12 protein-coding genes are annotated in these 14,395 nt (G+C 68.4%); 9 read left to right on the top strand and 3 right to left on the bottom strand.

Translation table 11 applies throughout. The annotated features are described in order from the left end of the window. The first annotated feature begins 8 nt into the window (after positions 1-8). The 4 genes from QC765_RS14260 to holA all read left to right on the top strand — a co-directional run bounded on the left by QC765_RS14260 (position 9) and on the right by holA (position 5,209). A complete protein-coding gene (locus QC765_RS14260) occupies positions 9-842 on the top strand; it encodes a DegV family protein (protein WP_278315100.1) in 834 nt (277 codons plus the stop codon). Between the two features lie 93 nt (positions 843-935). Then, the gene (locus QC765_RS14255; RefSeq protein WP_278315099.1) at positions 936-1,850 is read left to right on the top strand and encodes a ComEA family DNA-binding protein; all 915 of its coding nucleotides are present in this window, start codon (positions 936-938) and stop codon (positions 1,848-1,850) included. Continuing rightward, a complete protein-coding gene (locus tag QC765_RS14250; protein WP_278315098.1) occupies positions 1,831-4,260 on the top strand; it encodes a ComEC/Rec2 family competence protein in 2,430 nt (809 codons plus the stop codon). The genes QC765_RS14255 and QC765_RS14250 overlap by 20 nt, the downstream gene beginning before the upstream one ends. Position 4,261: 1 nt before the next feature. Next, positions 4,262-5,209, top strand: coding sequence for a DNA polymerase III subunit delta (gene holA / locus QC765_RS14245; RefSeq protein ID WP_373876761.1), 948 nt, complete (start codon positions 4,262-4,264; stop codon positions 5,207-5,209). 150 nt (positions 5,210-5,359) lie between these two features. Here holA and rpsT read toward each other — a convergent pair whose 3' ends face one another. Continuing rightward, positions 5,360-5,623, bottom strand: coding sequence for a 30S ribosomal protein S20 (gene rpsT, locus QC765_RS14240; protein ID WP_278315095.1), 264 nt, complete (start codon positions 5,621-5,623; stop codon positions 5,360-5,362). A gap of 303 nt (positions 5,624-5,926) precedes the next feature. Here rpsT and QC765_RS14235 point away from each other — a divergent pair, with 303 nt between their 5' ends. From QC765_RS14235 to QC765_RS14220, 4 genes are all read left to right on the top strand, one after another. Next, on the top strand, positions 5,927-6,499 hold the full coding sequence (locus QC765_RS14235) for a hypothetical protein (RefSeq protein ID WP_278315094.1): 573 nt from the start codon (positions 5,927-5,929) through the stop codon (positions 6,497-6,499). A 216-nt stretch (positions 6,500-6,715) separates the two neighbouring features. Beyond that, a complete protein-coding gene (locus QC765_RS14230; protein ID WP_373876766.1) occupies positions 6,716-8,326 on the top strand; it encodes a circularly permuted type 2 ATP-grasp protein in 1,611 nt (536 codons plus the stop codon). Between the two features lie 13 nt (positions 8,327-8,339). Next, the gene (locus QC765_RS14225; protein ID WP_278315093.1) at positions 8,340-9,311 is read left to right on the top strand and encodes an alpha-E domain-containing protein; all 972 of its coding nucleotides are present in this window, start codon (positions 8,340-8,342) and stop codon (positions 9,309-9,311) included. Then, positions 9,308-10,150 (top strand): transglutaminase family protein, encoded by an 843-nt coding sequence (locus QC765_RS14220; RefSeq protein ID WP_278315092.1) that lies wholly within the window; start codon positions 9,308-9,310, stop codon positions 10,148-10,150. The genes QC765_RS14225 and QC765_RS14220 overlap by 4 nt, the downstream gene beginning before the upstream one ends. Here QC765_RS14220 and QC765_RS14215 read toward each other — a convergent pair. Beyond that, positions 10,134-11,399 (bottom strand): peptidoglycan recognition protein family protein, encoded by a 1,266-nt coding sequence (locus QC765_RS14215; protein ID WP_278315091.1) that lies wholly within the window; start codon positions 11,397-11,399, stop codon positions 10,134-10,136. The genes QC765_RS14220 and QC765_RS14215 overlap by 17 nt on opposite strands. A 249-nt stretch (positions 11,400-11,648) precedes the next feature. Between QC765_RS14215 and lepA the strand changes: the two genes are divergently transcribed. Then, positions 11,649-13,520, top strand: coding sequence for a translation elongation factor 4 (gene lepA / locus QC765_RS14210; RefSeq protein WP_278315090.1), 1,872 nt, complete (start codon positions 11,649-11,651; stop codon positions 13,518-13,520). A 36-nt stretch (positions 13,521-13,556) separates the two neighbouring features. On the opposite strand, the gene QC765_RS14205 is transcribed toward lepA, so the two are convergent. Next, entirely contained in the window at positions 13,557-14,342 is a 786-nt protein-coding gene (locus QC765_RS14205) for a PhzF family phenazine biosynthesis protein (RefSeq protein WP_278315089.1), read from the bottom strand. Positions 14,343-14,395 lie beyond the last annotated feature (53 nt).

The raw sequence follows: 14,395 nt of genomic DNA, 5'->3' as shown, positions 1-14,395 counted from the left end.
GACCTGCAATGGCAGTCACAGTAGTAACGGACTCGTCGGCGACGCTGCCCATCGACCTCGTTCGTCGGCATGGCATCCATGTCGTCCCCCTGCACATCCTGTATCACGGGGAAGACCTTCGCGAAGGCGTCGATACAATGCCCTCCGATGCCTGGCGGGGCAGTGGCATCTCGACCGCGGGCGCATCCCCGCAGGAGCTCGTCAGCGCCTTCGAGGCTGCCCAGGCCGCCAGCGACGGCGACGGCGTGGTGGGGATCTTCCTTTCCCGCAAGCTCTCCTCGACCTGGGAAGCCGCCCACCAGGCCGCCACGAAGTCCGGGCCGCACGTGCGCGTCGTTGACTCCCAGGCCGCGGCCTTCAGCCTCGCCTTCATCGTCCTCGCGGCTGCCCGCGCCGCGCAGGACGGATGCGACCGCGACGCCGTCTACGAGACCGCCGTCCGCGCCGCCACCCGCACGCGATCCTTCGTCTATGTCAACCAGCTCGACAACCTGCGGCGCGGTGGCCGCATCGGTGCCGCCTCCGCGATCCTCGGTACCGCGCTCGCCATCAAGCCTGTCCTGCATCTCTCCGATGGGGCGCTCGCCGTGCGGGACAAGGCCCGCACCGCCACCAAGGCTCTCAACCGACTCGTCGACCTCGCGGTCGATGCTGCCGAGCCGCACCGCGATATCCGCATCGCCGTCCAGCACATCGAGGCCGAGGACCGCGCCCGACAGGTCCTCGATCGCATCACGACCCGGCTGGGCACGGTGCATTCCACCCACATCGCGGACCTTGGTGCCGTGCTCGGCGTGCATCTCGGCCCCGGCGCGATCAGCGTCTCCCTCTACCACGAATAGCTGACAACGGGGAGTTATCCCCAGCCATTCCGCTTCTCCCCAGGATGGCTCTCACCACCAGCATCCAGGTACCGGCTGCCCTAGCGTCGCCTCATGCCCTATGACGCTGACGCGGCGCGGGAAAGGTTCCGCGCCGTCATGTCCTTGCCGCGCGAGCCTGGCACCGGGACCACTACTGCTGACGAATCCAGCGAGCCCAGCGAAATCGACGAACCAGGCTCCACCGCGACGGATGGGGACAGCGCTGCTGGCGCGGCCCGCCCCGCGCCCGCCGAGTGGAGCACACCTCTCGCCCCGCCCACGCGTGCCCGGATCGACCTCTCGCGCGCGGGCGCCGTGGCACTGATCGCGACCGGCCTGATCGGCATCATCGTTGCTGTGCTGCTGACCCGCTCCGCAGCGCCCAGCGAGACGCCAGTGCCCGGCCCGGCTACGGCGAGCAATGGCAGCACCACGTCATCGCACAAGCCCGCGGAACCTCTGGAGCGATTGGAGCCCTTGCCTGGTACAGCCGCGCCAAGCACGGAGGAACCGGCAGCACGGCCGGACCACCTGATCGTCAGCGTGGCCGGGCATATCTCCCGGCCGGGGCTGGTGACCGTGGAGGCCGGGTCGCGGGTCGCCGATGCCCTGAGCGAGGCCGGCGGGCCACTGCCAGGGGCCGATACGCTCACGCTCAACCTGGCACAGCCCCTGCGCGATGGTGATCACATCATCGTCGGGGATCGCCACGCAGACGGAGCGACCAAGCCAGTCGTGAGCGTCATCCTGGGCGCGGCCACACAACAGCAGGCGAGCTCAGGGGAAGCCGCGCCGAGCATTGTCAATGCCAACTCAGCCACGGCGCAACAGCTCGAGACGCTCCCCGGTATCGGACCCGTCACTGCCGAAGCGATCGTGCAATGGCGCGAGGCCAACGGTCCATTCCACTCGATCGAGCAGCTCCGCGAGATCCGGGGGATCGGCCCGGCCAAGCTCGAGCAGTTCCGTGACCACCTCACGTTCTGACCGAGCGCTCATCGACGTCCGTCTCGTGCCCTGCGCCGTCGCGGCCTGGGCAGCCACGGCCCTCGCGCTCGTCCACGGACCACGTGCTGCGATCGCCAGCATGGTCGCCGCCGCGACCCTTGCCCTCGTTGTGCTAGCGATCAGGCCAGCATCCCCTCGGCTGCGAGTCATCGTGGCCACTGCCTGCCTGTTCTGGATCGCGCTCGCTGCGGCCGGTGCCGTTCACGCGCATGCCGCCGCGACTCACCCGCTGCGCGCCCACGCCTCCGGCGAGCCCGTTGTCCTTCACGCCCGCGTGCTGACCGATCCCCGGGCACTGGACGGCCCAGCGCGGCCCACCTGGATGCTCCGTGCGCGTCTCGAGTCCTTCACCACCGAGCAGGGCACCACCGTCGCGGGTGGCGCCGGGCAGCGCACCACCGTCGCGGGTGGCACCGTGACTGTATTCGCGCCAGCGCTGGACCGGTCCAGCACCAGCAGCGCCGATGGCTGGGCGGCACTCCTCCCGGGGGACCACGTGCGATTCACCGGAGCGATTGCCGAGCCCGGCCAGAGCGACCTCACAGTCGCGACGATCTTCGCTAGAGGTGACCCCGCCATCACCGCCAGCACGCCCTGGTGGGGGCAGGCTGCGGGGCATGTGCGTGACCGATACCGCGAGGTGGTGGCAGCCACACTCGATGAGACGACCGCCGCGGTGCTGCCCGGGATCGTCATCGGGGACCGCTCCACCATGCCACCGGACCTCCGCGAGGCGTTCGTCACGAGCAGCCTCACTCACCTCACCGTCGTATCGGGCACGCACGTGACCATCGTGTGCGGGGCAGTGCTGCTCGCGGCCCGGATCGCCACCGGCTCCCGGCGCGCCGCTGCCATCACCGCAGCGCTCGCACTGCTCGTCCTGGTCATCGTGTGCCGGCCTGAGCCGAGCGTGCTCCGTGCCGCCGCCATGGGATCGGTCACGCTGCTGGCCCTCCTTGCTGGTCGGCGGCGCCACGCCCTGCCCGCGCTCTGCACCGCGGTGATCGTGCTCCTGATCGCGCTGCCGCAACTAGCCGTCCATATCGGGTTCGCGCTGTCGGTCATCGCCACCGCAGGGCTTGTGATGCTTGCGCCGCCGGTCGCGGATGGGCTGCACCGCCGGGGAATGCCCCGCAGAGTTGCTTCGGTGCTCGCGGTGGCGATTGCCGCCCAGATTGTCACCGCGCCCCTGATCGCCGCGGCGTTCGGCCAGTTCAGCGTGGTCGGCGTGCTGGCAAACCTGCTGGTGGCGCCGATCGTGACCGTGGTGATCATCTGCGGCTACCTCGGCCTGCTGCTCGCGCCCGTGTCCACCACGCTCGCGACGGTCCCGATCTGGCTCGCCGGACACCCTACAGGCTGGATCGTCACCGTGGCCACCTGGTGCGCCGGCCTGCCCCGATCCAGCATCAGCGTCCCCCAGGGCATGGGCGGGTTCGCGCTCGTGCTCGCACTCACCCTGCTGGGCGTGGCAGCACTGCGTGCCCGCGAATGCCTTGCCTGGTGGGGGCGCGCGCCACTCCCATACCGCTGCGTGCTTGTGCTGGCGACAACGATCCCCGCCTGCTTGATCGTCATGCGGGTAGCGGTACCCCCAAGCGTGCCCCAGGGCTGGCTCGTGGCCGCCTGCGATGTCGGGCAAGGCGACATGTTCGTCGTCGCCACGGGAATCCGCAGCGCACTCATCATCGACACCGGGCCAGACCCCGTAGCTGCCGATGAATGCCTTGACCGCCTGGGGATCCGCACCGTCGACGCTGTTCTCATCACCCATCTGCACGCTGACCACATCGACGGGCTGGAAACCATTGCCGCGCGCGGCCCCAGCATGATCGTTCTCGGACCGGGCCGCGATCCCGCGCCCGCCCTGTCGGACGTGCACGCCCTCGCTCAGGACCACGACCTGCCCGTGCGCACCGTCACCGCCGGTGACACCCTCGCGATCGGAAACGCCCAAGCAACCATCCTCGGGCCCGAGCCGCAGCGCGCGCTCCACGCCGATCCCAACGATCAATCCCTCGTCCTCTCCATGACGCTCCACGAGGGCGGGCCCACGCTCCTCGCCACTGGTGACGCCGAGCAACCCGCCCAGCGATGGCTGCTCGACACCTATCCCGCCGAGATGCTGCGAGCCGACATCATGACCGTGCCGCACCACGGCGCTGACACCACCGAGCCAGGCTTCCTCGACGTCGTGAATCCACGCATCGCGCTCATCGGCGTTGGCGCCGGCAATGCGCATGGCCACCCCCGCGCCACGATCCTCGACCAGTTGCACCGCCAGGGCGCAGCGATCGCACGGACCGACCAGCACGGCACCAGCACCGTCCGGGCAACCCCCGAGGGGCTGAGGATTGTGGCCGAGCACACCGATGTGGGAATGTCTTAGCGTGCCACTCCACCTGCTGCTCGGGGACGAGGAATACCTCGTCGAACGCTCCCTGCGCCGGCTCATCACCGCGGCCCGGGCAGCGAGCGCCGACGCCGCGGGCATGGAGCTCACCCGAATGCGCGCCGGTGACGCCAGCATCAGCATCCTCGCGGAGATGCTCAGCCCTTCCCTGTTCGGGGAGGACCGCATCGTCGCGCTCGACGACGCCCACGAAGCGGGCAAGGACGCTGTCGAGGTCATCACCAGCACCGCGCGGGACATGCCAGATGGAGTGACCCTGATCGTCCACCACACCGGCGGCGGTCGCGCCAAGTCGCTAGCGGGAACACTGCAGAAGCTCGGCGCGGAGACCCACCGCTGCGCCAAGCTCAACGCATCGGAACGGGTCGAGTTCGTGCGCACCGAGCTCCGCGATCATGGCGTGCGAGCCAGCCCGGACGTGATCACCACGATCCTCGATGCTGTCGGCTCCAACCTGCGCGAGCTCGCTTCCGCATGCTCCCAGCTCGCTGCCGATACGGGCGGCGCTGTGACGGCCGCGGCAGTGCAGCGCTACTACGCGGGGAAGGCCGAGGTCACGGGGTTCGACGTGGCAGACAAGGCCGTAGCGGGCAATCGTGCCGCGGCCCTCGCGGCGGTCCGGTGGGCGCTCCACACCGGAACGCCGCATGTGCTGCTCGCGGATGCGCTCGGCGAGGCGGTCCGCTCGATCGCCCGCGTTGCCGCAGCAGGAAGGGGAGACCCTGGACGGCTAGCGGGCCAGCTGGGCATGCCACCGTGGAAGGTCAAGAAGACCCAGCAGCAGGCGCGCGCCTGGCGGCCCGATACCCTCGCGGTCGCGCTGCGCGTGGTGGCACGGCTCAACGGGGATGTGAAGGGCGGCGCGGCCGATGCCGACTACGCGCTCGAGCGCGCAATCATGCAGATCTCCAGCCTCGCCGAGTGAGCTAGAGCCTCGCTGAGTGAGCTAGAGGCTTGCACGCTGAGAGGTACGCCGACACAAGTTGCGGAGACGCCAAAACGACCCAGCTCTACCGGAGAGCGCGGTTTTCAACCGGACGCTCGGCAGGCTGGGTCGTTCGGGGAAAGACTTGGATCAGGCGATCTTGTTGAACGCCGATGCCATGGCCGACTTCTTGTTGGCGGCCTGGTTCCGGTGGATGACACCCTTGGTGGCAGCCTTGTCGAGCTTGCGGCTAGCCGCACGGAGGGTCTCCTCCGCGGTGTTCTTGTCGCCTGCGGCAACTGCTTCCCGGAAGTTCCGGATGGCAGTGCGCAGCGCAGACCTCACCGACTGGTTGCGGAGCCGGTTACGCTCGTTGGTGCCGATCCGCTTCATCTGGGACTTGATGTTGGCCACGCGTACAACCTCTGGTCAGATTCGTCTAATGGATGACTTGGCACTCTTTTTGCAGGCCGCTTCGCTCGTCCCAACTGTGTGGGTGGCTCGAAGCTTTGCCTGCGCCGGGAGTGCGTGCGCAGCAGCCACTGGCTGACCGTGCGCGCCGAAGGGCAAGACTACCACCGGCGATGGGAACAGGCCAATTCCACCAGCGGCGCCGCATCGGGGTTTCGACAGAGGGGACCACTGTCCACAGCACTCGCCGGGCGGAACCGCCGTAGACGGGCCCCGCGTGGGTAGGCCGCGGATATGGTGGGTGGCGTGAGCGACCATGAGCAACCATCCCACGGCGCCGGCGGCGAGACCGGCACGAGCGGCGAATCCGGCACCGGCAGCGGGAATGAGAAGGGGAGCGGCACCGGCCCCCGGCGCGCCACCGGAGTCCTGCGGAATCGCGCGGTTATCGCTGTTCCGATCCTGATCGTCGCCGTGAGCACCGCGGTGATGCTGGTGTGGCTGCCTTCGCTACCGGATCGCGTGGTGACGCAGTGGTCGCCGACGACCGGGCAGCCCACGTCGCTGAGCACTGCTTCGACGGCGGTGCTGTCGTACGTGGTGCCGGCGTTGTTCACCGTGCTGCTCGCGGTGCTCGCGGTGCTGCTCGAGACGCGGGGCTCGGCCTTCCGGCGCTGGGCGGCGAGATTCACGGCGGGGACCTCGTGGACGATCACCCTGTTCATCTCGGCGGGCACGCTGGTGATGCTGTCTGGCCAGCGTGGTCTCGAGGACGCTTCGCTGGCTGCTCCGCCATCGGGCAGCGCGATGGCGGTCGGTGCGGTGCTCGCCGTAATGGTCGGCGTGGGCGGGGCCGCGCTTCTCGAGCCGCGCGGCTGAGCCGGCAGAGGGCCGGGAACCGCCGGGCGCCCCGAGCGTCACGAAGCCAGGCGCCGCGAGTGTTGGTGGCGCGCCGGCGCTGCCACGCCGGGGGAAACGAGACTTTAACGAGATCTCCCGCGGTTCTGCGTGCTGTGAGCGCGCGGTTGTAGCAGCATGGAGAGAGTGAGTTCCGGTTCAAGGTCACCTCGTACCCATGGCGCGTTGTTCGATGCGCTGCAGCAAGCCGATGAGGCGGGGCACGGTGAGTACGTGTTCAGCGGCTACGCGGGCACGGGCCCCGTGCATGAGCACTACGCCAAGGCGTATGACGAGATGTTCGACAAGCAGGGCGATGTGCGCTCGGCCTACAAGGGCATTTTTTCGGCGCTCGCCCCGGTCTCGGCAATGGACCTGGCTGCTCGTGCGGATGCGCTCGGCCGCGCCTTCCTCGATCAGGGGATCACGTTCTCCTTGTCGGGCCAGGAGCGTCCGTTCCCGCTCGACCTGGTGCCGCGGGTCATCGCGGCCGCGGAGTGGACGCGGCTGGAGAAGGGCATCAAGCAGCGCGTGAAGGCGCTGGAGCTGTTCCTCGATGACATCTATGGGGAGCAGAACATCCTTCGCGACGGTGTGCTGCCGCGCAGGCTAGTGACGTCATGCCAGCATTTTCATCGTGAGGCGATGGGCATCGTCCCACCGAACGAGGTGCGCATCCATGTGGCGGGCATCGATCTGATCAAGGATGAGAAGGGCACCTTCCGGGTCCTCGAGGACAACCTCCGCTCGCCGTCCGGGGTCTCGTATGTGCTGGAGAACCGGCGGACGATGACGCGTGTGTTCCCGGACCTGTTCGCGAGCCATCGGGTGCGCGCGGTGGGGGACTACCCGTCGCACTTGCTGCGGGCGCTGCGGAACTCGGCGGCGTTGAACGAGGCTGATCCGACGGTGGTCGTGCTGACACCGGGCGTGGCGAACTCGGCGTACTTCGAGCACTCCTTGCTCGCCCGAACGATGGGCGTGGAGCTGGTCGAGGGCCGTGACCTGTTCTGCCGCGACAATGTCGTCTACATGCGCACCACCGAGGGCGAGCAGCAGGTGGATGTGATCTACCGGCGCATCGACGATGATTTCCTGGATCCGTTGCAGTTCCGCCCGAACTCGGTGCTGGGCGTGCCGGGCGTCCTGAACGCGGCGCGGGCGGGCAATGTGGTGATCTCCAGCGCGGTCGGCAACGGCGTGGGCGATGACAAGCTCGTCTATACGTATGTGCCCACGATCATCGAGTACTACCTCAATGAGAAGCCAAGCCTGCCGAATGTCGATACGTTCCGCTGCTGGATCCCCGACGAGCTCGAGGAGGTCCTCGACCGGGTTGATGAGCTGGTGATCAAGCCGGTGGAGGGCTCGGGCGGCTACGGCATCGTGTTCGGCCCGGACGCCTCGCCCGCGGAGCTCAAGTCCATCTCCCAGCAGGTGCGCGCGCATCCTCGTGACTGGATCGCGCAGCCGGTGGTGCAGTTGTCGACAGTGCCCACGAAGGTGGGTGACGAGCTCGCGCCGCGGCACGTGGACCTGCGCCCGTTCGCGGTCAATGATGGCGAGGATGTGGTGGTGCTCCCGGGCGGCCTGACACGGGTGGCGCTCAAGGAGAGCTCGCTGGTGGTCAACTCCAGCCAGGGCGGCGGCAGCAAGGACACCTGGGTGCTGGCGACGACACGCTCGGCGGCGGAGGACCGTGAGCTAGTGGGCGATGAGCTGGTCTCCGAGCCGACGACGGCCCATCGTTCCGAGGTGGGGCCCGATCCTGGCACTGAGCAGGAACAACAGCAACAGCAGCAGCAATAGGAGGTGGGGGATCATGCTTGCGCGCAACGCGGAATCGCTGTACTGGATCGGCCGGTACGTCGAGCGGGCCGATGATCTCGCCCGGATCCTCGACGTGGCGGTCCACCACCTCCTCGAGGATTCCACGGTGGATCCGGATCGCACGTCGAGGATCTTGCTGAAGGTCCTGGGGGTGGAGCCTCCGGACGGGACGCTCGATGTCTGGTCGCTCACGGAGCGGGTGGCCTATAGCCGGGAGAACTCGGGCTCGATCGTTGATTCGCTGGCGCGGGCGCGGGAGAACGCGCGCGGCGCCCGCGAGGTGACGTCGACGGAGATGTGGGAGTGCCTGAACACGACGGTCAATGGGCTGGCATCGCGGGAGCGGGCGGCCCGGCTGCTGGGCCCGCACGAGTTCTTCCGCTACGTGGAGGAGCGGGCCGCGATGTTCGCGGGTCTCGCGGATAGCACCCTCAGCCGGGATGACGGCTACCGGTTCCTGCTGCTCGGCCGCTCGGTGGAGCGGGTGGACATGCTCGTTCGGCTGCTGCTTTCTCGCGCGGGGGACCGGACTCTGTCGCCATCGTGGGTGACGGTGCTGCGCTCCGCGGGCGCGCACGATACCTATCTGCGCACGTACCGCGGCGCGCTCGATGCTGGTCGCGTAGTGGAGTTCCTGCTGCTTGATCGCTTGTTCCCGCGCTCGGTGTTCCACGCGATGCGCACTGCCGAGACCGCGCTCGAGGAACTGGACAATCGCCCGCGCAGCCGGATCGGGGCACGCGCGGAGGCGCCGCGCCTGCTGGGCCGCGCCCGCAGCGAGCTGGAGTTCCTTCGCCCGGGCATGCTGCTGGAGGAGCTGCAGCCGCGCCTGCTGGCCCTGCTTGATACCTGCACCGACGTCAACGAGGCGGTGGCGCTGCAGTACTTCCATTCGGCGCCGTGGGTGGCGTGGACCGATGCCGATGCGCGGCAGGACGAGATGCACGTGGAGGCGGAGCTGTGAACTGGCGGATGCGAATCGTCCACACGACGGGCTATGCCTATGAGACGTCGGTGACGAGGTCGTACAACGAGGCCCGGCTGAGCCCGCGAAGCGAGCCGCGGCAGAACGTGATCCTCAACCGGGTGGAGACCAACCCGGCCACGCGGTCCTACCGCTACACCGATTACTGGGGCACCCATGTGACGGCTTTCGATCTGCATGCGCCGCACACCGAGCTCGCGGTGGTGGGCTCGTCGGTGGTCGAGACCGATCCCTCGACGCGGCCCGAGGAGCGCGTGACGTGGAAGGACCTGGGCACTGACCGGATCCTCGACTGGTTCAACGAGTCGCTGCTCAACACCAACTATGTGCCGCGCGACCACGAGCTCACCGCGATCGCCGAGGACCTGCGCAAGGGCCATCGGCCCGATGAGGCTGTCGAGATCATCTCGCGCTGGGTGCACGAGCAGATGTCATACGTGCCCGGTACCACGGGCGTGCATACCTCCGCGGTGGAGGCCTGGGAGGAGCGCAAGGGCGTCTGCCAGGACTACGCGCACCTGACCCTGCTGATGCTGCGCGGCATTGGTGTCCCGTGCCGCTATGTGTCCGGCTACCTGCACCCCAAGCCCGATGGCGAGGTGGGCGAGACAGTATCGGGGGAGAGCCACGCCTGGATCGAGGCATGGACCGGCGGCTGGTGGGGCTTCGACCCGACCAATGCGATGGACGTCACCGAGCAGCACGTCGCGATCGGCGTGGGGCGCGACTACCGCGATGTTCCCCCGTTGCGGGGCATCTTCATCGGCGGCAAGTCCACGGCCCTCGATGTCGTTGTCGACATCACGCGCCTGGCGTAGCGGCTGCGCCGCCCGCAGTCGCATCGACCGGTACTAGGTCGACAGCGGCGGTCCCTGCGCTGGCCGAGGCGTTGGCGGGCTCGACGGGCGACAACGGCTGTGCCGCTGGCGGTTCGGCCGCCGTGACGTTCTCGCTGGCAGCGCGCCGGGATTCCATCCGGGACGGCACCACGGCACGCAGCGCGCCGAAGATCGCGGTGAAGCCATCGCCGGGGCAGGAGGTGTCGTTGAGATCGCGATGCTGGGCGATCGTCGGCACCGCGAGCCGGGAACCGAAATCTGGCTCGACGTAGGTGAGGCGGCCAGCCGCATCCATTCCGAGGTGCTGGCACAGCGCGGCGAGGACCGTGACGAGGGAGCGCTGGGCAGCGGCGCTGGGGCGCTGCGTCTCGTAGTCACCGACCACGCAGATGCCGATATTGCCACCGTTGACGGCATAGGAGTGCCCGGCGGTGACGACGTTGGTGGTGCCCGGCTGGAAGACGGGTGAGGCGTCCGATCCGGTGTCGCGCCCCGCGTATACCGCTCCCGCCGGATCGATGAGCAGGTGGTAGCCGACATCGCCCCAGCCGAGCATCCATGCGTGGTACCGGTAGATCGCGCGCACGGAGGCGGGCCCGGTCGACCACGGCGCCGACGCGGAATGGTGCACCGTGATCATCTGTGCGGGGGTGAACTGCTGCTGCCAGGGACTCTCCACAAGGCTGGTCTGCGCGCCCCAGCCGGGACGTGTCACCACCGGCAGGCCGAGGAAATCGGTGGTGGTGCCTGCGTTGGCGATCGGCCGCACGCCGCCACTGATGGTCATCGCGCTCGCTCCGGCGGCCGTGTCGTCGTGGGCCACCTCGATTCCGGTGCAGCCGTCGGGAATGCGGAGCAGGTCGGTAGAGATGCCCAGCGGCACGGAGTCCGGGCAATGGCTGCTCGGGTGGAGGGCATGCCATCGCCCCAGGGCGCCGCCGCTGGCGAACCGCACGCGGGCCGGAGCCGTGGTGGGGCGCTCGAAGGTCATGCCCACGAACTCCCCGCCCGGGGGCGGCGTGCTCGGCGTGCCGAGCGGGATCGCGGCGAACGGCTCGTCCGCGGCCAGCGCCGGGGTGGTGCGCGCATGGGCGGTCGCACCCCCCAGGGAAGCCATGCCGAGGGTTGTCAGTCCCAGGGCCGCGCTGGAGCCGGCGATCATGAAGCCCCGGCGATCGAGGGGCCGCGGGTGGCTGTGGTGGGCGCGCGGCTGGCGATGGTTCGTCACGATGGCATCCCGGGAGGTGTCGGTGCTGGGTGTGCTTCTGCGCCCCCACCGTAGGGGGCAGGGGCCGTGGCCGTGGCGGGGCTGCACGGACGCAACCCACTCGTTAGCAAAGCGCAACGGGGCCCGGCCACGGGCCATGCGTGATCCCCGGGCCTGCTTGGGGGGTCACCGAATATCGATCCAGGCCCCCGAAGCCATAGAATCGAGCACGTAGGCTCGACAGCCGAGAGCCGACCCGCACACGACAGCATGTTAAGGAGCCGAGTGCCTAGCTTCGCGGACACGACGTTCACCGATCCCGCGCGGATCAGGAACTTCTGCATCATCGCGCACATCGACCACGGCAAGTCCACCCTGGCCGACCGCATGCTGCAGATCACCGGCGTTGTGGACGAGCGCCTGATGCGTGACCAGTACCTCGATCGGATGGACATCGAGCGCGAGCGTGGTATCACCATCAAGGCGCAGAACGTGCGGCTGCCCTGGCAGATCACCCTGGATGACGGCACCGAGGAGGACTATGTCCTGCAGGTGATCGACACCCCGGGACACGTGGACTTCACCTATGAGGTCTCCCGCGCGCTCGAGGCGTGCGAGGGCGCGATCCTGCTCGTCGACGCTGCCCAGGGCATCGAGGCGCAGACGCTCGCGAACCTGTACATGGCGCTCGAGCGGGATCTCGAGATCATCCCGGTGCTCAACAAGATCGACCTGCCCTCGGCGGATCCCGACCGGTACGCCGACGAGATCGCGCACATCATCGATTGCGAGCCCGAGGACGTGCTGCGTGTCTCCGGCAAGACCGGCATCGGCGTCAAGGAGCTCCTCGATGCCGTGGTGCAGAAGATCCCGCCGCCGGTCGGTGAGGACGAGGCACCCCCGCGCGCGATGATCTTCGACTCCGTGTACGACACCTACCGCGGCGTGGTCACCTACGTGCGCGTCGTGGACGGGCGCATCAGCCCCAAGCAGAAGATCCTCATGATGTCGACGGGCGCCACCCACGACCTGCTCGAGGTCGGCATCATCTCTCCCGAGCCGAAGAAGTGCGACGGGCTCGGCGTCGGCGAGGTCGGCTACCTCATCACCGGGGTGAAGGACGTGCGCCAGTCGCGCGTCGGCGATACCGTCACTGCCGCCAGGAACAGCGCCACCAAGGCACTTGTCGGCTACCGGGACCCTCGGCCCATGGTGTACTCGGGCCTGTATCCCGTTGATGGCTCCGACTACCCCGTGCTGCGCGACGCCCTCGACAAGCTGCAGCTCAACGACGCCGCGCTCACCTATGAGCCCGAGACGTCCGTAGCGCTCGGCTTCGGATTCCGCTGCGGGTTCCTTGGCCTGCTGCACATGGAGATCACTCGCGACCGGCTCGAGCGCGAGTTCAACCTCGACCTCATCTCCACCGCGCCCAACGTCATCTACCGTGTAGTCATCGAGGACGGCACCGAGCTGACCGTCACCAACCCCTCGGACTGGCCCGACGGCAAGGTGAGCTCCGTGCACGAGCCCATGGTCAAGTGCACCATCATCACCCCGTCGGAGTTCGTGGGCACCGTCATGGAGCTGTGCCAGGGGCGCCGCGGCGAGCTCGGCGGCATGGACTATCTCTCGGAGACGCGCGTCGAGATGCGCTACCGCATGCCGATGGCCGAGATCATCTTCGACTTCTTCGACGCCTTGAAGTCCCGCACCCGCGGCTACGCGTCGATGGACTACGAGGAGCACGGCGAGCAGGAGGGGCAGCTCGTCAAGGTCGATATCCTGCTGCAGGGCGAGGCCGTCGACGCGTTCAGCGCGATCGTGCACCGCGAGGCCGCGCACACCTACGGCAACAAGATGTGCACCAAGCTCAAGGAGCTGATCCCGCGGCAGCACTTCGAGGTGCCCATCCAGGCCGCCATCGGCTCGAAGATCATCGCCCGGGAGAACATCCGCGCCATCCGCAAGGACGTGCTGGCCAAGTGCTATGGCGGTGACATCAGCCGCAAGCGCAAGCTGCTCGAGAAGCAGAAGGAAGGCAAGAAGCGGATGAAGACCATCGGTCGGGTCGAGGTCCCGCAGGAAGCCTTCGTCGCCGCGCTGTCGACCGACTCCTCGACCGACAAGCCGAAGAAGTAGGTTCCGGCGATCGTGGTGCCGGCCGTTGTCCGCGCTCTAGGCGTGCAGCGTGCCGGTCATCACGGTCACCGCGGAGCCACCAATGAGCACGCGCCCGCCAGAGCGCATCCGCAGGCGCAGCTCGCCGCCGCGGCGCGATGCCTGGTAGGCAACGAGCTCATCCTGGCCGGTGCGCGCGCTCCAGAACGGGGCAAGCATTGTGTGGGCGCTGCCCGTCACCGGGTCCTCGGGGACCCCGACCGCGGGCGCAAAGAAGCGTGAGACAAAATCGTGGCTGCCCTCCGCCGGGGCGGTGACGATCACGCCGCGCGCCGGGATGCGCGCCAGCGCGGCAATATCCGGATCGAGCCCGAGCACAGCGTCTGCATGATCGAGCTCGACGAGGAGATCCCCGGTAGAGCCGGACCACGTTCCTCGGGGCACCGCGCCCAGTGCCTCGGAGAGGCTGTCATGCGCCTCCACCGGCCGTAGCTCGGCGACGGGGAAGTCCATCCACAGCTGCTCCCCATCGAGCTCCACGACTAGCGGCCCGCTGCGCGTCTGGAATCGCATGGGCCCTTGGTGGCCCTGCTGAACAAGGACGTGGGCCGTCGCAAGGGTCGCATGCCCGCACAGGTCCACCTCCGTTGTGGGGGTGAACCAGCGCAGCTCCCAATCCTCCGCGCCGAGGCGCTGCGGGAACGCGGTCTCGGAGAGGTTGAACTCGGCTGCCACGTCCTGGGCCCAGTGCTCGTCGAGCACGCTATCGATGGGCACCACGGCGGCCGGGTTGCCGGAGAACGCCTGGGAGGCAAAGGCATCAACGATCCAGTACTCGCGCATGGAGCCAGGCTAGCGCGCGTTTGCTTGCTCGCGGATTAGGACGGACCAAGCGG

Origin of the sequence: Hoyosella levis (assembly GCF_026008515.1) — a bacterium.
GTDB classification, from domain to species: domain Bacteria; phylum Actinomycetota; class Actinomycetes; order Mycobacteriales; family Mycobacteriaceae; genus Lolliginicoccus; species Lolliginicoccus levis.
The sequence above is the reverse complement of the archived record's forward strand: the minus strand, read 5'-3'. Positions and strand labels throughout refer to the sequence as shown.

Coding starts and splice junctions, on each gene's coding strand:
- lepA (WP_278315090.1), top strand. CDS start 11,649: ATGTTAAGGAGCCGAGTGCCTAGCTTCGCGGACACGACGTTCACCGAT.
- QC765_RS14225 (WP_278315093.1), top strand. CDS start 8,340: ATGCTTGCGCGCAACGCGGAATCGCTGTACTGGATCGGCCGGTACGTC.
- QC765_RS14205 (WP_278315089.1), bottom strand. CDS start 14,342: ATGCGCGAGTACTGGATCGTTGATGCCTTTGCCTCCCAGGCGTTCTCC.
- QC765_RS14255 (WP_278315099.1), top strand. CDS start 936: ATGCCCTATGACGCTGACGCGGCGCGGGAAAGGTTCCGCGCCGTCATG.
- QC765_RS14260 (WP_278315100.1), top strand. CDS start 9: ATGGCAGTCACAGTAGTAACGGACTCGTCGGCGACGCTGCCCATCGAC.